Origin of the sequence: Paenibacillus sabinae T27 (assembly GCF_000612505.1) — a bacterium.
GTDB classification, from domain to species: Bacteria; Bacillota; Bacilli; order Paenibacillales; family Paenibacillaceae; genus Paenibacillus_AQ; species Paenibacillus_AQ sabinae.
On sequence record NZ_CP004078.1, the window covers coordinates 3,416,989 to 3,435,518 of the forward strand.

The following is an 18,530-nucleotide window of genomic DNA, read 5'->3' on the forward strand; positions in this document are numbered from 1 at the left end:
AAGCCTCCATCCTTTCAGGTATCTCTACATTATTGTAGCACCTTTTTATCTGTCGAAAAAAACAGCATACTCCGACATATAATCATATCTTAGCATGTCTGAAAAGTAAAAAAAAATAACCGGCATCAAGAATTATGCCGGTAAAAGGACACTGTCACGAAATTGACAACGAAATTGTTCTCCAGAAAGCACTTCTTCCTTCATTAGGATGTCCAGGGAAAAATCGAAAACATTTCGTTTATTTTCCAAAAGCGTACGAGTACGCTCCATCAATTCGTCCAGAATTTTACTATTCTCTTTCATCAGTTCTTCCGTCGTCACCATCTCCAGCTTGGCGATGCCAAGCGAGGTCAGACCCGATTTCATCATCATTTCCACGATGCCGAGCGCCTGATCGAAATCGCCTCTTGAGCCCGTGCTGCGTCCGCCGTAATAGATCTCCTCGGCAGCCGCACCGCCAAGAGCGATCATGATCTGCTCTTCCAGATACTCTTTGGTATATAAGTACTGTTCCTGCTGCGGATTATGTCTGACATAACCGAGCGCCTGTCCGCGCGGAGTCAGCGTGACCTGGCTGACGCTTCCCGGTCGAAGCCCCTCGGCCATAATGGCGTGTCCAAGCTCGTGAATGGCCACCCGCTTCTTCTCTTCCTGATTGGTTTCGCGGTCCGTCTTCTCGCCCATCATCACCTTGTCAATCGCCATCGCCAGATGACGATGCTCCACCTGGGTCAGATTATCGCGCATCATATAGATGGCGGCTTCGTTCATGACGCTTTCGAGCTGGGCTCCGGAGAAGCCGTAAGCTTCCTCCGCGATTTTGTCCAAATCGGTATCAGGATGAAGCGGTTTGTTCTTGGCATGCAGCTCCAGAATCGACTTACGGCCCTTTTTATCGGGCATGTCCACCTGGATGTGACGGTCGAAACGACCCGGACGCAGCAATGCGGGGTCCAGCATTTCCTTGCGGTTGGTGGCGGCGATCAGCAGAATGCGCGGAGTGTCCGAGTTATAGATGCCATCCATCTCGGTCAGCAGCTGGTTCAGCGTCTGGTCGTATTCGCGCTGCTGTCCTCCTTCGCGCTTGCCTCCGATCACATCGATTTCGTCGATGAAAATAATCGCGCTCTCCTTGTTCTCCTTGGCTGCGCGGGTCCGCGCGTCCTTGAACAGATCGCGGATGCGTCCGGCGCCAACGCCGACGTACATTTCCACGAATTCACTGCCGGAAGCCGCCACGAATACCGAGTTCGTGTAATGGGCCGCGGCCTTCGCCATCAGCGTCTTACCCGTTCCGGGAGGCCCTGTGAGGAGAATCCCCTTGAGCGGACGGATGCCGAACTTGCTGATTTCTTCATGCCGGATCAGAAAATCGAGCGCCTCGCGCAGCTCCTGCTTGGCATTGTCCTGTCCGCCGATTTCTTCAAACGTCAGCTTGGCCGGACCGTTCTTCTTGCGTTTCTTTTCCGTACTGGCGCCTACCGCGATGCCGCCGCGAAGATGGGTAATCGTCAGCAAAGCGCCGACCATGGCGGCCGCAACGATAATCGGCACGACATTCAAACCGAGAAAGGCCAGAAATATCAGCAGTACAGGGACAAAACCGATCAATACTTCTTTGGTCCATTTAGGCATTGTTCCATACCCCCATCTTTTCCGGCTCGCGCGGTAAAATAATAAATTTGCTCTCTTTACCGTCCGTCAGGCTTACATATACATTATTGCCGTCGATTTCCGTCGTAGCGGTAACGTTCTTGTATTGGGTGGATAGCTCTTTCAGCTTCTCCGGAATAATCGTATATTTGCGGCTTTCCATCGCTTCGGCTACGGAAAACATCGCTTTATCCCAGTATTCGTCAAGCGTTTGGTTGGAATGCTGTACCACATCCAGATTCACGGTCCGGCTCCCGATCAGAGACTCGCCCTCGTTATTTATATATTGAACCAGTTCACGTAATTTCGTGCCCGGCTGCAAATCAAGTTTCAGAGTAACTGCATTACGGTTAATAGAGATATGGGAAGCGTTGACTCCCTTATAACTGCTTACAATCTTCTCAAGCGGCTCCTGGACGGCAAATTGGCGATACAGAAACCAGCCGCCGAACAGCAGCGCGGCCGACAGCAGCGCAGTCAACAAGGTTGGTATTAGACGTATTTTCAAGCAACGTCCTCCTTTCCAATAATGACAAACTTTATACCTTTCCATGCAGCGTGCCTGTGTTACTCCGAATCCGGCATATTTTTGTCATGCCCTAATACAACTAGTAGTATATCATAGGTGTATATACTAGAACGAATAATTTGTGACTAATATTTAAAATTTTACGTTCTATTTTTTCCCTATGACTATCGCAAAGGAGCTCTTCCCAAGTGGCAAAAACCTATGGCAAGCCTCTCTACCAAACGTTTTTAATTCATGGCGGACCAGGAGCGGCCGGAGAGATGGCTGTGATTGCCGCCCGTTTATCACAAAGATTCGGGGTCGTCGAATCCTTTCAGACCCGGCTGTCCATACACGAATTGATCCTGGAACTCAAAAAAGATATTGAGGATTTCGGCAGCGGACCCGTCAGCTTAGTAGGCTACTCCTGGGGAGCCTGGTTATCTTTTATTTTTGCAGCCTCCTTCCCGGATCTCGTTAGAAAGTTAATTCTGGTAGGCAGTGCTCCGTTCGAGCAGCAATACGCCAAAGATCTGCGGGCCACCCGGTTAGCCAGGTTAAACGAACAGGATAGACAAAGAATCCATGAACTGGAGGCCGTCCTGCAAAAGCCGAAATCCAATCAGAACGAACTCCTTCGCCAATATGGAAAACTAATAGAAAAAGCGGATGTCTTCAACCCTCTACCGAGTGATGATGACGATGTGGAAATCGATTTGAATATTTTTCAGCACATATGGAAGGAAGCCAGTGAACTAAGGTCGTCCGGCGAACTGCTCAAACTGGGGTATCAAATTGTCTGTCCTGTTACCGCGATTCACGGTATCCATGATCCTCATCCCTACGCAGGCGTAATTCAACCTCTGTCCGCAGTTCTAAAAGACTTCCGTTACCACTTGCTGGAGCATTGCGGACATACGCCTTGGAAAGAGCGAATAGCTAAAGATCATTTTTATGATTTACTGTTTGCCGAATTGTCCGAAAAATAAGATCCATGAAAAAAAGAACCAGCCATCCCCCCAAGGGTTTGGCTGGTTCTTCGTTTGCGTCCCGTTAACGGTTCGGAAGGCTGTATCCGTCGCCGATCTGCTCACCGTCCGAAAAGCGGTAGAACCGGTAATAATACCGGTCCCCTTCTTTATAAAAGAGCTGCCAGGCGTATTCGCCGTTGTACGCACCGGGAAGCAGCCGCTTGATCTGGATGCCGGGAAGCGAGGAAGCGATGATCTTCCGCATTCTTTTCTCGGAAGTGCCTTGAGACAGCTCCTCCGCATGTACGGCGCTATCTCCTTGGACCGGCTTTCCGTCTGTAGTGAATCGCACCCACACCATCATGTCGGTCCCGGCTTTGTTCTTGCCGGTTAGAACCCAATAGATCGCATTCTCGTCCCAGATCGATTTCTGCGTCCGATCGATTTCGGTAAGGGCCGCTCTGCTTGTGGCGATGGCTTCGGCCTCTTTCCGCTCACTCCACGTATCCTTTAAGACATAGGCAAAAAATTGATAGAATCCAAACAGAAGGAGCAGGGCCAGGAATGCCCCGTATAACCCCCATTTTCTTCGTTTTCTCATCGCTTCAGCAGGTCCTCGAACGCTTCCTGCGCCTTTCGGCGGATCTCCTCTTCGTCAAGGGTCAGGCACTTTCCGTGCTGCACAACCTGCTTGCCGTCGACCCATACATGCTCCACATCCTTGGCGCTGGCCGAGTATACGGAGTGTGATATAAGATCCGTATGCGGCAGCAGATGCGGCTGGTCGATATCGATCGCAATAAAATCGGCCTTCATCCCCGGAGCCAGACGGCCCACTTGATTCAGGAACACCGACTTCGCGCCATACTCCGTTCCCATGAGCAGCGCTTCAGCGGCCGGAACCGCGGTCGGATCGCCGGAGACCCCTTTGTGGATCAGCGCGGCCAGGCGCATTTCTTCGAACATGTCCAGGTTGTTGTTGCTTGCCGGGCCGTCCGTTCCAAGCGATACGGTTACACCGGCCTTCAGCAGCTCGGGCACCCGCGCCACGCCGCTGGCCAGCTTCAGATTGCTGCCCGGATTATGGGCAACTCCAACCTGATGACGGGCCAAAATCTCAATCTCCTCGTCCGTCAGATGCACGCCATGCGCCACGAGCGACGGGCGGGTGAATACGCCGAGCTTCTCCAGATGGGCGACCGGTCTCAGTCCGTAATCCGTTACGTTCTGCTCCACTTCCCGCCGTGTTTCGGACATATGCGTATGAATAGGCAGATCCAGATCATGGGCCGCCTGAACGAATTTCTCGATATAATCGGGAGGGCACGTATATGGCGAATGCGGCGACATCATGGCCGTAATTCTGCCGTTTGCTTTGCCATGCCATTCTTTTGCAAAAGCAACCGCTTCGGCAAGCTTCTGATCCTGCACTTCGGGCGGACACAGCCCGATAACGCCCCGCATCAGGACTGCGCGAATTCCGGAAGCTTCCGTCACCTCGGCCACACGGCCCATATGATCGTACATATCTAGGAAGGTCGTTGTTCCTCCCTTCAGCATTTCCAATACCGACAGGGCGGTTCCCCAGTACACGTCGTCACCGGTGAATTTTCCCTCCATCGGCCACATCTTCTCCTGAAGCCAGACCTGAAGCGCCAGATCATCTCCGTAGCCGCGCAAGAGGGACATCGCCGCATGTCCATGCGTGTTGACAAGCCCGGGCAGGAACAGTAGACGGCTGCCGTCAAAAGACGGAATGTCTTCCTCCAGCACAGGCGGTTCTTCCCCTATGTAAGTGATAAGATCGTTATCGATAACCATATAGCCATCGATCACAGGCTTATCTGAGCCGGGCACGGCAAATTTGCCGCCGCGGATGATCCATTTATTGCCCATCTGCTTCTTCTTCCTTTCCTTCATGAAGATAATACGCCAAGCTTTGCAGATCGGTAGTAAAGTCTGCCGCGTGCACCCGAACCTCTGACGGCGTCTTAAGAATGACCGGCGCGAAGTTTAGAATCGCTTCAATCCCGGATTCGATTAGTATATCCGCGACATTCTGCGCCTCCTGATCGGGTACGGTAATGATTCCGATACGGATGCCCTGATCCCGGACGGTTTGGGCAAGCTCTTCCATCGGCTGAACAGTCAGCGTATTGATTTTGGTGCCGACCTTCGGCGGATAGGAATCAAAGACGGCCGTTATTTTCATTGTATCTTTTAAATAGATGTTGTAATTGGATAACGCATGGCCCAGGTTACCGGCTCCGACCAAAGCAACGTTGATCGGCTGATCCAGCTTCAGGATATGACGGATTTTCTCGATCAGGTACGGAACGTCGTAGCCGATGCCTTTTCTTCCAAAGTCTCCGAAATAGGCCAAATCCTTACGAATTTGCGCCGGGTTGAGGTCGAGCCGCTGTCCCAGCTCTTGAGAAGAAACAGTAGCGATTTCTCGTCTGTGAAGCTCGTTCAAAAACCGCAGATACACAGGCAATCTGCGGACGACGGCCTCCGATATTTTGTCCGATTTCATGAGTTCTCCTCCTACATTGTAATAGGACCCTCCCAAACCCTCCCTAATAGGGAGGGCCCCAAGGGCTGCCGCCCTCTGGACACCCGCTAAAGGCAATTAGCGTTTGGCGGAAGTTAGGCGGGACCTTGATCAAACGGTGAAGGATCGCTTTTCGTCCCTAACGGGACACGCTTGACGATTGGCGGGATCTACTTACAAAAGACCCCAAAGGATAAAAGTCGTTAGACCGGCCTATGTTGTACAATGGCCGATCCGTTTCAAAAGCGGTAAAGCTAAACCGAGTGATTGACCTATGTTGCACAATGGCCAATCCGTTTCAAAAGCGGTACTGATTAAACCCGATGATTGACCTATGTTGCACACGGCCACCCGAATTTAGGATGCTCCGTCATGCTGGAGCCATTCGGCGATTCGCGGAACCATCTGCTCTGTCGTCATATGCTCCATTTTCGGTCCGGGCAGCGAGTACAGGAAGTATTTTCCGTAATAAGATTCGATTACTCTGGTATCATATACGATAACTATTCCGCGATCCTGCGCGGTCCGGACGAGGCGGCCGAATCCTTGTTTGAAACGGATGACGGCCTGCGGGACCGACAGCTTCATGAACGGATTCTTCTTCTGCGCCTGCAGCAGCTCGGCTTTGGCCTCTGCAAGAGGGTGATTCGGCGGCTGAAACGGCAGCCTTACGATTGCAAGGCAGGTTAACGCGTCGCCGGGAATGTCCACCCCTTCCCAGAAGCTGCTCGTTCCAAGCAGAACAGAAGCGGAATTATCCTGGAAGCGGCGAAGCAGCTTGCTCCGGCTCCCTCCTTCGACCCCCTGGCCCAGCACGGTGATTTCCTCGGAAGCCAATGCTTCCTTGAGCGGGTCGAACACTTGGCGCAGCATCTTGTAGGATGTGAATAGCACCAGCATGCGTCCCTTCGTCGTAACCGCAGCCTCGGCCAAGGATTGAACGAGCATATCGACGAACCGAGCATCGCCAACGGTCCCTTTCACGCTGGGAAAATCCCGCGGTATAACCAGCAGCGCCTGATCCCGATACCGGAACGGAGATGGGAGCTGGATTGTGGACAGCCGTCCCTCCTCCTGAGCCTCGTTCAAACCGAGATTGTCGATCATATACTGGAACGATTTATCGACCGACAGTGTTGCGGAGGTCAGGACAATGCTTTTTTTCTTATCGAAAAAAAGCTCCTTCAGCTGGGCGCTGACATCCACAGGTACTGCATAAAGCTGGAGCGATTTGCTGCGGTAATTTCCATTCGCCTCCAGCCAATATACAACATTTTCATTGTTCATACCCATAAAAAAATGCACCTGCTCGCGGATTTCAGCCAAATCCTTGAACAGTCCGCCGATATCGGTTACGAGGCTGTCTGCCGAAGACTGACCGTCCTGATCGCGCATCTCGGACAGCATTTTCTCGCCTTTGCGGATCGCATCGCTTAATGAGAGATTCAGCGTATTCTCAAGCGATGCAAGCTCCTCCCAGCCTTTCGGCTTCTTGGCGGGCAGAAGACGGTGCACAAGCTGTCCCGCTTCTCCCGCCGCTGTGTCGGCACGTTCGGGTATGAGAGTGAACAGCTTCTCACTGAGCAGATCCCACGACTCCTTGACGGTAAGAAGATCGGGGTACACCCGGTCGATAACGCCGCTCCACTCGGAGGCCTGCTCGCTCCCTGAGCTTTGAAGAATCTGGCGCAGCGCGGGCAGCTGGCCGTTCCGGCTGTCTTTGTACAGACGATTCAGCGTATGGGACACCGTGAAATGCTTCATATTCATGCCCAGATGCTTCCCTGCCACTTCCTCCAGCTGATGCGCCTCGTCGATCACCAGATATTCATAGGCAGGAAGCAGCTGATGACCCGCTTTGACGTCGGCAAACAGCTTGGAGTGATTAGTAATGACCACATCCGCGTTTCCCGCTTCATGCTTCGCGCGATGATAGTAGCATTTTCGGAACCAGGGACATGCACGCCCAAGACAGGAGTCGGTATCGCTCGCCACTGTTTCCCAGAAGTCGCCTCCCCGGCTGCTCATGTTCAGCTCTTCGTCGTCGCCCGATTCGGTCTGGGTGAGCCACACGATCATCTGCGCGGCGGTCAGCGTATCCTCCCTTGGCGAGACGAAATCTTTCTTATTAATTTTATGTTCAAATTTACGCAGACACAAATAGTGTCCTCTGCCTTTAAACACCGCCGCCTTGAACGGAAAAGGTACGGTCTCGGTTAATAATGGAATATCCCGTTCGCGAAGCTGATCCTGAAGATTAATCGTATGAGTGCTGACCATTACTTTTTGACCGGTGCGGACGCTCTGGTAAATCGCCGGCAGCAAATAACCAAGCGACTTGCCGGTTCCCGTGCCCGCCTCGATCAGCAAATGCTTCTCTTGTTCCAACGCCTGAATCACTTCGGCGAACATGATCTCCTGTGCCTGCCGGCTTTCGTATTGGGGCAGGATGCTCCGCAGCCGCTTGAGAACCTCTTCCATATAGTCTTCAAAAGACAGCTGCTCCGCCGGATTGTCGCCGTCCTCTCGTGGTGGGGGAAGATCCGTCCAATCGCCTGCGGCGAGTGCTAGCTGACGGTAGAATTGAAGCTCGCTCTCCGGCTGAAACGATTCCATTTCACGTTCGCCCAGCAGACCGTCAAAGAACCAGCTCATATCGCTGTCTTCTCCCGCAAACAGCTCCGTCAGTCGCTGCGCTGTAAGCAAAGGCAGGCTGTACAGCTCATCCAGACATTTCAGCAGCACATGCGCGGTAGCAAGCGCGTCGCTATCCGCCTGATGCGGACGCTCGTGGACAATGCCGAAATGGGAGCTGACGGCTCCAAGCTGGTAAGAAGTGAGCGACGGAAAACAGATTTTCAGAAAATCGATCGTATCGAGAATTCGGCCCTGAAACGGCAAATATCCGCAGCGGTCCAGTGCATTCTGCAGAAAATGAAAATCGAAAGCGACATTATGTCCGACGAGCACAACATCATTCAGCAGGGGCACCAGTTCCATCATCATTTCTTCAAGCTCGGGCGCGTCCTGCACGTCGTTGTCGGTAATGCCGGTCAGACCGGTAATAAAAGGGGGTATCGGTCCTCCGGGCTTGACGTAGGAACCGTATACACGCGAAATGGACCGGTCTTCTTCTATAATGGCAAGTCCGACCTGAATAATTTCACCTACGGACTGGGTTCCTGTTGTTTCAAAATCAAGCACGGCAAATTTCATGATGTTTAAACCCTTTCATTTTGATACTACCTATCAGCATAACAGAAGTTGCGAAAAAAGGCGATGCACCCTGCCGCAAGCAGCAGTTGCATCGCTCCAAAAAATAACCGCAAGATTTAAAGCAGAGAAGCCAGCTCACTTCCGATCTGCAGCTCACCTCTGCCACGCCGGCAAATCTCCAGATTGAGGCCCGGTTCCTGAAACGACGGATCATATTTCAGCGCTAGATTGAACAGCTCCTTGGCTTCCCCAAACCGCCGGCCAGCGGCGGCAATGCAGCCCATGGCGTTATAGAGATGCGCTTTAAGCTTACGGCTCTGAACGAGGGGCAGCATGTGTTCCAAATGTTCCCAAGCCTCGCCTGCTTTGCCCAGATGGAGATGGGACATCGCAAGATACAGCCGGGCCGCAAGGTTGTCGGGATAATGAAGGATAACGGTACTGAACTGTTCGATGCATTTCGGATACATCAGCAGCTTGTAATATCCCTGGCCGCGCGCAAAATTCTCCATCTCAATCCCAGGTGCTTCACTTCCGGCTGGCTCTGTCTCCGTCTCCTCGGAAAGATCCGTATGTTGACGGAACATACTGAGCGCCTCCGCAAAAGCAAGCCATTCGTCCAGCGCTTCATCGCTGAGCTTGCGGAGCATCCGGTATTTGCTTAGCAGCTCTTGCCGCCGGATGCCCTGGGCTCCTGGCCATTGTTTGGCGATATCGGAAAGCATCACGTTCATTTCGGCAAACATCTGTTGAAACACGGGAGCCATCCCTCCTTTAGGAACAATGAGATCAGTGCAGCTTGCCTGAATTCATTGTTCGCCTGAGGACGCTCTTTCATGCGTGGCAGTGATTGCATGCCCTCCCGTTATGCCGGGATCAGGCAATCGTCGCGTGAAGCTCCTTATTATCAAGCTTGACCGGACGATTGTTCTCATCCACAAAAACGACCGTCGGCTTGTGATGCCCAAGCTCTTCATGGGAAAGCATCGCATAGGAAATAATAATGACCGTATCGCCGGGCTGCACAAGTCTTGCCGCTGCACCGTTCAGACAAATGACGCCGCTGCCGCGCGGGCCCGGTATAACATAAGTCTCCAGACGCGAACCGTTGTTGTTGTCCACAATCTGCACCTTTTCGTTCTCCAGCAGATCGGCGGCTTCCATCAGATCCTCATCGATCGTAATGCTGCCGACGTAGTTCAAATTGGCTTCGGTTACCGTCGCCCGGTGAATTTTGGATTTCATCATATGTCTAAACAAGGGCTGCGACCTCCTTCGGCGTAAAGATCATATTGTCGATCAGACGGGTGCGGCCGAACCGGACCGCCAGCGCCATGATAATCTCTCCATCGGTCTCTACGAGCGGAAAATTCCCTTCCAGCGGTTCAAGCTGCGGAAAGGTCAGGATCTCCGCGTAATCAATATCGGCAAGCGGTGAGCTTGAAATAGTGGATTTCAACAGCTCCCGCACTTCATCGGTCGTAGCGGCGCGGCCTTCTTCCACCGCACTGTGAGCTTCCCGAAGCGAACGGGACAGCACCAGCGCTTGTAGGCGCTCTTCAGCCGATAAATAGACGTTACGGGAGCTGAGCGCAAGTCCGTCTGCTTCGCGTACGATGGGACAGGGAACAATCTTCACATTCATGTTCAAATCGTCGACCATCTGCCGAAGCACCGCCACCTGCTGAGCGTCCTTCAGTCCAAAATAGGCATAGTCGGGCTGAACCATATTGAACAGCTTGGCAACCACCGTCGTCACTCCGTCAAAATGGCCCGGACGCGAGGCGCCGCATAATCTCGTCGTAAGTGACGAGACTACGATTTTGCTGCGGATTTCCCGAGGATACATTTCCTCCACCGCCGGAATAAATACAATATCCGCGCCTTCGCGTTCCGCGAGCTCCAGATCCCGCCGCTCGTCGCGCGGATAGGCCTCGAAATCCTCATTCGGTCCGAATTGAATCGGATTGACAAAGATGCTCATGACTACCGTACCGCACATTTCGCCCGCACGGCGCAGCAGACTGGCGTGACCATCGTGCAGATAGCCCATCGTAGGCACAAGTCCGACGGGGCCTTGGCCCGCACCCCGCATAAATCCGACGGCCTCCCGAAGCTGTTCTACCGTTCTAACGACTCTCATTATGATCTCGCTCCTTTTCCGGCAGCGCCGTACAGTGATTCCAGCACACCTTCATCCGCGCCGAACGCGTGATTTGCGGCTGGGAAGGCACGCTGTTTGACGTCCTTGACATACTCGCCGAGCGCTTCGCGGATGATGCCGCCCACATCAGCGTATGTCTTCACAAAACGCTTCTCCCTGTATGGCGAAGCATATTTAAGCACATCATGGTACACGAGCACCTGCCCGTCGCAATAACGGCCCGCACCGATTCCGATCGTCGGTATGGAAAGCTCCCGTGTGATGGCCTCCGCCACTTCCTCAGTCACCAGCTCCAGTACAATACCGAACGCGCCCGCCTTCTCCAGCGCCTTCGCCTCGTCCATCAGCCGCTGGGCGTCCCTGGCGTCCTTGCCCTGCACCCGGTACCCGCCGATCGTATTCACCGATTGCGGCGTCAAGCCGATATGGCCCAGCACCGGCACGCCCGCAGAGACGATGGTTGACACGGTTCCGCAAATTTCGAGCCCGCCTTCCATCTTAACCGCATGAGCATGTCCTTCCTGCATCAGCCGGCGCACGTTGCGCAGACTTTCGTCAATGCTGCCGTGATATGTCATAAACGGCAGATCCGCCACAATGAAGGTATGCTCCGCTCCCCTTGCAACCGCCCGCGTATGATAGACCATATCGTCGATCGTTACAGGCAGCGTCGAATCATATCCGAGAACAACGTTGCCGAGCGAATCGCCGACGAGGATCATGTCGACGCCGGCTTCTTCAGCCAGACGGGCCGAAGGATAGTCATACGCCGTCAGCATGCTCAGCGGCACGCCTTCCGCCTTCATTTTTTTCATTTTCACAATATTCAGTGCCTGTTTCTCAGCCATTCCCTTTTCCCCTTTTGCGAGTCCCCGCGCCTCTATCAGCGCAAACAAAAAAACCTTTTAGCGTATCCGCTAAAAAGGTCCGAAGGGCAAAAAAGAGTCACTCGCGATCGTCCCTTCTGTCTCGGTCCTTGCGGCTCAGAGCAGAATCCAACGTAACCGTCACTACAGTTACAAGAAGAAACTTCCTGCGCCTTCCTCATAAGAAAGAGGCATTCCGTCTCATCATTTCGGGGAGTGCAGTTCGTCTAACCGATACCGCCTCTTGCGAACAGTATAACAAATTCACCGCATAAATACACGATAAAAATATGACAAGGAATGGAATCCTTTGTCTAAATAAGGACAATTTCGCCGGAACAGACACTCGTCACCATCCCGTTATCATCCCGAAGCAGCAATTCGCCATCTTCGCCTAGTCCGATTGCCGTGCCTTCAAGCCAGCCCTGTTGGGTCCTCCGGCCAATCCTCCGGCCCAGAGTAACTGACTGTTCCTCCCATAAACGGGCAATCGGTCCAAATCCCTGCTCCAGGTACAATTCGTAGTGGGTTTTCAGCTCCCGCAGCACTTCTTCGGCCAGCTTCACTCTGTCAACCGGCACTCCGCCTTCGATCAGCAGCGAGGTCGCTATTTCCTTAAGCTCCGCCGGATAGTCTTCCTCCGACAGATTCGCGCTGATACCGATCCCGGCAATTGCATATTGAAGGCCTCCCGGCCCGACATTCGATTCAATCAAAATGCCGCACACCTTCCGCCCGCCGGCCAGAAGATCGTTGGGCCATTTAATGCCGGCTTCAACTCCGGTTATCTTCCGGATAGCCGTGCAGACCGCAACGCCTGCCAGCAGCGTCAGTTGAGGCGTGGATTGCAGCGGAATGGACGGTCGCAAGACGACGCTCATCCAGATGCCCTTGCCTTTGGGGGAATGCCATTTCCGGCCCATACGTCCCCGTCCGCCGGTCTGCTCCTCGGCCATGACGGCCGTTCCTTCCGGCGCGCCGCTCTCCGCCAGCCGCTTCGCCTCCTCCTGGGTCGAGACCACCGTATCCATACGGTGCAGCCTACCGGCCCAATCCGGGTCCCGCAGGCCGTCTGCTTCAGCGGCCCGCATCTTCTTCGTGCTCATGTTGATTCATCCTTTTCGCTATCGTAATCAGGGCCGCCCTGTCGTTGGACCGTCACCCGCTGCCGCGGCCAGCAGCAGCTGCTGAAGCAGCTGCCCCAGCCACGGGCCCGGACGCTTGTTCAGAGCGGCTGCCAAATCCCCGCCCGTCACGGCCAGATCGGCCAGCCCACGTACGGGCATCTTGCGCAGCCACCGCCGGGCCATCGGGACGAGCCCGGCGCCCGGGCCGCCGCCGGGCAGGGCGGCCAGCAGCGTCAGCCACCCTTCGGCGGCGTCCGCGCCGAAGGCCAGCACGGCGGCGAGGAACCGCCGCCGGAAGTCCGCGGGGCCATCCTCCGGCCCCGCCTCCGCCGCTGCGGTCCACGCCTCGCGGAACCGCAGCACCTGGGCGACGCCGCGCCGCGTCGCCCCCGGGAACGTCCATGCCCGCAGCACCCCCTCGGCCTCACCGGCCGGGGTGCCCAGGGCATGGAGGAGCAGCGCCCACCGCAGGAGGGCGCTCTCCAGTTCCCCTATGGGGGCGAGACTGGCGGCAGCGGCCGCCAGTTGTTCGCCCGTCCAGGGGAACGGGGCTTTTCCGCGCGCCAGCAGTCCGCTGCGCGCAAGCATCCCCAGGCCGCTGAAGGGCCTGGGGCCTTCCACGATGCGCGTCAGCTCAGCAAAGACGCGCTCCACGGCAATATGCGCCAGCCCGTCCCGGCGGCGCAGGAGACCGCGCCACGTATTCTTCGCGACGCGGAAGTCCAGCGTGGACGCGAACCGCACGCAGCGGAGCATACGGAGGGCGTCTTCGTCAAAGCGCTCCTCCGCGGTGCCGACGCAGCGGATCAGCCGGCCGCGAAGGTCCTCCGCTCCGCCGAACGGGTCGATCAGCGCTCCGTCAAGACCCATGCAGATCGCATTGATCGTAAAATCTCGGCGGCGAAGATCCTCTTTGACATCCTTCACGAAGACAACGGTCTCCGGACGGCGGTGATCGGCGTAGCCGCTCTCGGTCCGATAGGTCGTCACTTCAAACGGGAAACCAGCCTCCAGTACGGTAACGGTCCCATGCTGGAGGCCGGTAGGCACACATTTTGGAAAGAGCGACATGACCGATTCCGGCCGGGCCGAGGTCGTAATGTCCATGTCGTTAACTGGACGCCCGAGCAGCTCGTCGCGTATACAGCCCCCGACCCAGTACGCTTCATGTCCCGCTTCGGTTAGGCGGACCATGATCCGGCCCGCAGCCTCGGCCATCAGGGGATCGGCCATCTTCCAGTTCATCATCACTCAAGCTCCAATCTTTAGCAGACCGTGTTCGCGGTCTTGCGGTCCAGCACACGGTAATAAATGCTTTCGTATTGATCCGTAATAGCGTCGTTGCAGAAATCCTCTCGCGCGCGCTCCAGACAGGCTTTGCGGATATTACGGGCCAGAGCCTCGTCGGTCAGCAGACGGACGGCATATTCCGCCATGGCGGCCGTATCGCCGATCGGCGCCAGAAATCCGGTTTCGCCATGCAGCACCAGTTCTGGTATGCCCCCGGCCTGCGAGCCGATCGTCGGCACGCCACAGGCCATCGCTTCCAAAGCGACCAGTCCGAAGCTCTCTTTTTCCGAAGGAAGCAAGAGCACATCCGCAAGCGATATGACCTGGGCGATCTCATCCTGCTTCCCGAGAAACCGCACCTTGTCCTCCAGACCCATTTCCGCGATCTTGGCCTGAATCTTCGGGAGCTCCGGGCCCTCGCCCACAAGCAGGAGACGGGAAGGAATCTTCTTTGCCACCTTGTCGAAGATATCCACCACATCCCCGACTCGCTTGACCGGACGAAAATTGGAGATGTGCATCAATATTTTTTCATCCGGGGACGCAAAATCCCCACGCAGGTCGGAAACGTCCCGGGGATAATAGACTCTTTTATCCACAAAATTGTAGGTCAGGTCGATCTCCCTTGAAATATCCAGCACCCGCCGCGTCTCATTGATCAGGTCCTGCGATACCGCTGTCACCGCGTCGCTCTCATTGATACCGAGCCGGATCAGATCCCTGAGCGATTCGTCCTGGCCCAGCACCGTAATATCCGTGCCGTGGAGCGTTGTGACCACCTTGACCCCGTCGCCGCCAACCATCTGCTTCGCAAGAAAAGCACAGACGGCATGGGGAACCGCATAATGCACATGAAGAAGATCCAGTTTCTCCATCTTGGCTACCTGGGCCATTTTGGTCGCCAGAGCAAGATCATAAGGCGGGTAACGGAATACATAATAGTCGTTGACCTCAACCTCGTGATAAAAAATATTTTTCTGAAACGTCCCCAAACGGAACGGAATGCTGTGCGTAATGAAATGAACCTCATGACCTTTTTCGGCCAGCAGCTTTCCCAGCTCCGTAGCCACTACACCGGAGCCGCCTAGAGACGGATAACAGGTAATGCCTATTTTCAACAACCGGTCCATATGTCCGTCTCCTTTATTTATTGACTGATTGGTCAGCGCTTATCCGCTGTTTGCGGGCGCCTCCGTCACTGTTTCTTTCTTTTGAACCAATCTACCGCATAAGGAACTTTGGTAGCGAAGCCCTCGGCCAAAGAAAATCCTCTCCGCTGACCGAGCAGCATATCTCTGGAGCGGACCCGTTCGATATAACCGTCGTTGAGCGGCGTCGCTACGACATCCTCGCCCGGTGTCTTTTGAAACTGGGAGCGGTAAGCGGATAGAGCTGATTCCTTCGCTTGGTAAGTTTCGGACACATCGACAACAAGATCCGTACGCCCCAAATCATTAATGAAGTAAAAATAGAGCTGCGGAGCCGGAACCGCCTTCAGCGCCGGCATATACCGCCGAAGCTTCGCATTAAAAACCGCCTCTTCCACAAGCGTGCCGCAGGCGACATGGTCGGGATGGCGGTCTTCCCAGTAGGGAGCGAACACGATATCGGGCGAGGAGCGGCGGATTTCCGCCGTCACAGCCCAAATCTGGTCTTCGGTCAGGCGCAGTCCCCTGTCGGGAAGGCCCAAGTTGGTGCGCGATGATACGCCGAGCGCAGAGGCGGCCCGAGCGGCTTCCTCTTTGCGGATCTTGGGCGTGCCATTGGAGGACATTTCTGCGGCGGTCAGGTCGCAAAGCCCGACCTTAAGTCCGGCTGCCGTATGCTTCGCAATCGTACCGGCCATGCCGATCTCCGCGTCGTCGGCATGGGCGCCGAACACAAGGATGTCGAGCTTCATTCGTCGACTCCCGGCTTGTACTTGTGTACCAGATCCCGCCAGGCGAAATCGCCGCGGTCGATCGCTTTGACCAGGATTTCCGCGGTTGCGATGTTGGTTGCCACCGGAATACCGTACACATCGCACAGCCGCAGCAGAGCGGAGATATCCGGTTCATGCGGCTGGGCCATCAGTGGGTCCCGAAGGAAGATAATAAGGTCCAGCTCGTCCTGCGCAACAAGCGCGCCGATCTGCTGGTCGCCGCCGAGCGGACCCGACATAAAGCGATTAATTTTAAGCTGGGTCGCTTCCATAATTCTCTGCCCGGTCGTGCCGGTCGAGTACATTTCATGTCCCTGGAACACATGCTCATATGCTGTTACAAAATTAACCATTTCATCTTTCTTGCGGTCATGCGCAATAAATGCAATCTTCATCGGTTTCTCCCCTGTCTATTCGATAAAGTGGTCAAATCCGTAAATCAAACCCGTGTAACCCATAACCTTCTCGATGCCCAGCTTCACCCCGGGCATATATCCCGCACGCTCGTAGGAATCGTGGCGGATCTTCAGCGTCTGGCCGAAGCTGCCGAACACGACCTCCTGCTGTGCAAAAACGCCCGGAAGCCGGACGCTGTGAATCCGGAACCCGTTATAATAGCCTCCGCGGGCGCCTTCAATCACTTCCTCTTCCTGCGGGTTGCCCTGACGCAGTTCTTCCCGCGCCTCGGCAATCATCTCGGCCGTCTTGATCGACGTGCCGGAAGGAGCATCCAGCTTCTGATCTCCATGATACTCAATAATCTCAAGATGAGGAAAGTATTTTGCCGCCTGGGCGGCAAACTTCATCATCAGAATGGCCCCGATTGAGAAATTCGGGGCGATCAGGCCGCCGATTCCCTGATCCTGGCACTGCTTGTCCAGTTCTTCTATCTGCTCCGGAGTAAATCCGGTCGTTCCGATAACCGGTCTTACCCCGTATTTGATGGACAACGCCGTATTGGCATAAGCCGATTGAGGCGTCGTGAAATCGACGAGCACGTCCGCGTCGCCCGCCGCCAAAGCGGCTTCGAGGTCCCCGGTAACCGTCACTCCCGCTTCAGGCAGGCCTACCAGCCGCCCCGCGTCAATGTCATGCAGCGAACGGTCCACAGCGGCCGCAAGTGTCAGATCTTCATCCTGAAGAACCAGCTTGACGACTTCTCTGCCCATCCGGCCGCCCGCTCCCGAAACAACGACTCTGATTTTATTATTCATGTACGTTCTGACCCCCGCTTTCTTCATCTGTTGATTACTGCATGTACTTTAGCAGCGATTTCTGCAGATCCTTCATTAATTCTTTTAACCCGTTATCGTCCGGGTGCAGCGCGATCACTTCCTTCATCGCTGCAATTGCCGATAAATGCTCGTTCATTCTGCTGTAAGCAATGGCCAGCCATACGTAAGCGTCCCCGTAGAGCGGATCGAGCTTTACCGCTTCTTTGAGCAAGGTAATCGGCCGGTATGGGTTATTCCTGGCGTTTATATCGTCCTCCAGCAGCCGTTTGGCTTCCTGTACGTGCAGCATGGCCTGCAAATGCTGCAAATGCAGTCTGTAATCCGTCTTGGTGCCGTCAAGCTTCACCGCGGCCTTGGCATGTTCGACCGCTTTTTCGAGCTTACCGCTGCGCGCGTAAGTGATTGAACAGCGATACCGGACTTCCGGATCATTCGGGTCGGCCGCAATCGCCGCTTCGAAGCATTGTATCGCTTCTTCGAAATCGCTTCGCAATATACAGCGGTACGCTTCCTTCACATAATCACCGGGACTCATACGTACCACCCTCCGTCATATGATTCATCATATGCGGCGGCGCCTAATCGGTGTTTTTTTTCGTCCAGCGGTCCGCGTCGCGGGTGTTGAATTTGCGCATGACCTTGTCCATGGCTTCGGTCAAGTCGATTCCGAGAGAGTTCGCGAAGCATACGGTGATGAAGAGGATATCGCCCAGCTCGAGCTCAATCGAATTTTCGGGCTCGTCGGCCTTTTTCGGCTTCTCTCCATAAGAATGATTGACTTCGCGGGCCAGTTCCCCCACTTCCTCGGACATGCGCGCAAGCATCGATAACGGACTGAAGTAGCCTTCCTTGAACTGGGAAATGTAAGCGTCCACTTCCCGCTGTATTTCGGCGAGACTTTTCTCCATATTCCGGCGTCTCTCCTTTCGATCTGCCGCATATTGCCTTTTCGTTTGCCCCTATGTTATCGTAAAGACGTTTTGAAGACAAATCTTTTTTGCTCGCCTTGCGATTGTTATATAGGT

19 protein-coding genes are annotated in these 18,530 nt (G+C 54.7%); 1 reads left to right on the plus strand and 18 read right to left on the minus strand.

Translation table 11 applies throughout. The features are described 5' to 3' along the window. Positions 1–132: 132 nt before the first annotated feature. Positions 133–1,635, minus strand: a complete 1,503-nt coding sequence (locus tag PSAB_RS15705) for an AAA family ATPase (RefSeq protein ID WP_025335537.1) — start codon at positions 1,633–1,635, stop codon at positions 133–135. Then, positions 1,628–2,161 (minus strand): hypothetical protein, encoded by a 534-nt coding sequence (locus PSAB_RS15710; protein WP_025335538.1) that lies wholly within the window; start codon positions 2,159–2,161, stop codon positions 1,628–1,630. The genes PSAB_RS15705 and PSAB_RS15710 overlap by 8 nt, the downstream gene beginning before the upstream one ends. Before the next feature lie 209 nt (positions 2,162–2,370). On the opposite strand from PSAB_RS15710, the gene PSAB_RS15715 reads away from it, so the two are divergent. Further along, a complete protein-coding gene (locus PSAB_RS15715; protein ID WP_025335539.1) occupies positions 2,371–3,150 on the plus strand; it encodes an alpha/beta fold hydrolase in 780 nt (259 codons plus the stop codon). Between the two features lie 64 nt (positions 3,151–3,214). Here the strand turns inward: PSAB_RS15715 and PSAB_RS15720 are convergent, their stop codons facing one another. From PSAB_RS15720 to PSAB_RS15795, 16 genes are all read right to left on the minus strand, one after another. After that, on the minus strand, positions 3,215–3,733 hold the full coding sequence (locus PSAB_RS15720; protein ID WP_025335540.1) for a cell wall elongation regulator TseB-like domain-containing protein: 519 nt from the start codon (positions 3,731–3,733) through the stop codon (positions 3,215–3,217). Continuing rightward, positions 3,730–5,028, minus strand: a complete 1,299-nt coding sequence (locus PSAB_RS15725; RefSeq protein WP_025335541.1) for an amidohydrolase — start codon at positions 5,026–5,028, stop codon at positions 3,730–3,732. Before PSAB_RS15725 ends, PSAB_RS15720 begins: the two co-directional genes overlap by 4 nt. Next, positions 5,018–5,668, minus strand: a complete 651-nt coding sequence (locus PSAB_RS15730; protein WP_025335542.1) for a redox-sensing transcriptional repressor Rex — start codon at positions 5,666–5,668, stop codon at positions 5,018–5,020. Before PSAB_RS15730 ends, PSAB_RS15725 begins: the two co-directional genes overlap by 11 nt. 375 nt (positions 5,669–6,043) lie before the next feature. After that, positions 6,044–8,902 carry an ATP-dependent DNA helicase DinG gene (gene dinG, locus PSAB_RS15735; RefSeq protein WP_025335543.1) on the minus strand — a complete coding sequence of 953 codons (2,859 nt, stop codon included), beginning with the start codon at positions 8,900–8,902 and terminating at the stop codon, positions 6,044–6,046. A 116-nt stretch (positions 8,903–9,018) separates the two neighbouring features. Continuing rightward, on the minus strand, positions 9,019–9,660 hold the full coding sequence (locus PSAB_RS15740; protein WP_025335544.1) for a tetratricopeptide repeat protein: 642 nt from the start codon (positions 9,658–9,660) through the stop codon (positions 9,019–9,021). Positions 9,661–9,778: 118 nt separating this feature from the next. Then, positions 9,779–10,162, minus strand: a complete 384-nt coding sequence (gene panD, locus PSAB_RS15745; protein ID WP_025335545.1) for an aspartate 1-decarboxylase — start codon at positions 10,160–10,162, stop codon at positions 9,779–9,781. Then, the gene (panC, locus tag PSAB_RS15750) at positions 10,155–11,045 is read right to left on the minus strand and encodes a pantoate--beta-alanine ligase (protein ID WP_025335546.1); all 891 of its coding nucleotides are present in this window, start codon (positions 11,043–11,045) and stop codon (positions 10,155–10,157) included. The genes panD and panC overlap by 8 nt, the downstream gene beginning before the upstream one ends. Continuing rightward, a complete protein-coding gene (gene panB / locus PSAB_RS15755) occupies positions 11,045–11,914 on the minus strand; it encodes a 3-methyl-2-oxobutanoate hydroxymethyltransferase (RefSeq protein WP_025335547.1) in 870 nt (289 codons plus the stop codon). Before panB ends, panC begins: the two co-directional genes overlap by 1 nt. 332 nt (positions 11,915–12,246) lie before the next feature. Beyond that, entirely contained in the window at positions 12,247–13,038 is a 792-nt protein-coding gene (locus PSAB_RS15760) for a biotin--[acetyl-CoA-carboxylase] ligase (RefSeq protein ID WP_025335548.1), read from the minus strand. 27 nt (positions 13,039–13,065) lie between these two features. Further along, on the minus strand, positions 13,066–14,307 hold the full coding sequence (locus PSAB_RS15765; RefSeq protein ID WP_226991716.1) for a CCA tRNA nucleotidyltransferase: 1,242 nt from the start codon (positions 14,305–14,307) through the stop codon (positions 13,066–13,068). A 17-nt stretch (positions 14,308–14,324) separates the two neighbouring features. Next, complete coding sequence (bshA, locus tag PSAB_RS15770; RefSeq protein ID WP_025335550.1) at positions 14,325–15,479, minus strand: N-acetyl-alpha-D-glucosaminyl L-malate synthase BshA; 1,155 nt, start codon at positions 15,477–15,479, stop codon at positions 14,325–14,327. A gap of 65 nt (positions 15,480–15,544) precedes the next feature. Continuing rightward, positions 15,545–16,249 (minus strand): bacillithiol biosynthesis deacetylase BshB1, encoded by a 705-nt coding sequence (gene bshB1 / locus PSAB_RS15775; protein ID WP_025335551.1) that lies wholly within the window; start codon positions 16,247–16,249, stop codon positions 15,545–15,547. Then, on the minus strand, positions 16,246–16,665 hold the full coding sequence (gene mgsA, locus PSAB_RS15780) for a methylglyoxal synthase (protein ID WP_025335552.1): 420 nt from the start codon (positions 16,663–16,665) through the stop codon (positions 16,246–16,248). The genes bshB1 and mgsA overlap by 4 nt, the downstream gene beginning before the upstream one ends. 15 nt (positions 16,666–16,680) lie before the next feature. Beyond that, entirely contained in the window at positions 16,681–17,484 is an 804-nt protein-coding gene (gene dapB / locus PSAB_RS15785; protein ID WP_025335553.1) for a 4-hydroxy-tetrahydrodipicolinate reductase, read from the minus strand. A 34-nt stretch (positions 17,485–17,518) separates the two neighbouring features. Beyond that, positions 17,519–18,040: a tetratricopeptide repeat protein gene (locus PSAB_RS15790; RefSeq protein ID WP_025335554.1), complete on the minus strand. Its 522-nt coding sequence runs from the start codon at positions 18,038–18,040 to the stop codon at positions 17,519–17,521. Positions 18,041–18,083: 43 nt separating this feature from the next. Continuing rightward, a complete protein-coding gene (locus PSAB_RS15795) occupies positions 18,084–18,413 on the minus strand; it encodes a nucleotide pyrophosphohydrolase (RefSeq protein WP_025335555.1) in 330 nt (109 codons plus the stop codon). Between the last annotated feature and the right edge of the window lie 117 nt (positions 18,414–18,530).

What these genes read in the sequence shown, in the direction of transcription:
- PSAB_RS15725 (WP_025335541.1), bottom strand. Translation starts at nt 5,028, where the DNA reads ATGGGCAATAAATGGATCATCCGCGGCGGCAAATTTGCCGTGCCCGGC.
- PSAB_RS15795 (WP_025335555.1), bottom strand. Translation starts at nt 18,413, where the DNA reads ATGGAGAAAAGTCTCGCCGAAATACAGCGGGAAGTGGACGCTTACATT.
- PSAB_RS15705 (WP_025335537.1), bottom strand. Translation starts at nt 1,635, where the DNA reads ATGCCTAAATGGACCAAAGAAGTATTGATCGGTTTTGTCCCTGTACTG.
- PSAB_RS15765 (WP_226991716.1), bottom strand. Translation starts at nt 14,307, where the DNA reads ATGATGAACTGGAAGATGGCCGATCCCCTGATGGCCGAGGCTGCGGGC.
- dapB (WP_025335553.1), bottom strand. Translation starts at nt 17,484, where the DNA reads ATGAATAATAAAATCAGAGTCGTTGTTTCGGGAGCGGGCGGCCGGATG.
- panB (WP_025335547.1), bottom strand. Translation starts at nt 11,914, where the DNA reads ATGGCTGAGAAACAGGCACTGAATATTGTGAAAATGAAAAAAATGAAG.
- PSAB_RS15730 (WP_025335542.1), bottom strand. Translation starts at nt 5,668, where the DNA reads ATGAAATCGGACAAAATATCGGAGGCCGTCGTCCGCAGATTGCCTGTG.
- PSAB_RS15760 (WP_025335548.1), bottom strand. Translation starts at nt 13,038, where the DNA reads ATGAGCACGAAGAAGATGCGGGCCGCTGAAGCAGACGGCCTGCGGGAC.
- panC (WP_025335546.1), bottom strand. Translation starts at nt 11,045, where the DNA reads ATGAGAGTCGTTAGAACGGTAGAACAGCTTCGGGAGGCCGTCGGATTT.
- bshA (WP_025335550.1), bottom strand. Translation starts at nt 15,479, where the DNA reads ATGGACCGGTTGTTGAAAATAGGCATTACCTGTTATCCGTCTCTAGGC.
- PSAB_RS15720 (WP_025335540.1), bottom strand. Translation starts at nt 3,733, where the DNA reads ATGAGAAAACGAAGAAAATGGGGGTTATACGGGGCATTCCTGGCCCTG.
- bshB1 (WP_025335551.1), bottom strand. Translation starts at nt 16,249, where the DNA reads ATGAAGCTCGACATCCTTGTGTTCGGCGCCCATGCCGACGACGCGGAG.
- mgsA (WP_025335552.1), bottom strand. Translation starts at nt 16,665, where the DNA reads ATGAAGATTGCATTTATTGCGCATGACCGCAAGAAAGATGAAATGGTT.
- dinG (WP_025335543.1), bottom strand. Translation starts at nt 8,902, where the DNA reads ATGAAATTTGCCGTGCTTGATTTTGAAACAACAGGAACCCAGTCCGTA.
- PSAB_RS15790 (WP_025335554.1), bottom strand. Translation starts at nt 18,040, where the DNA reads ATGAGTCCCGGTGATTATGTGAAGGAAGCGTACCGCTGTATATTGCGA.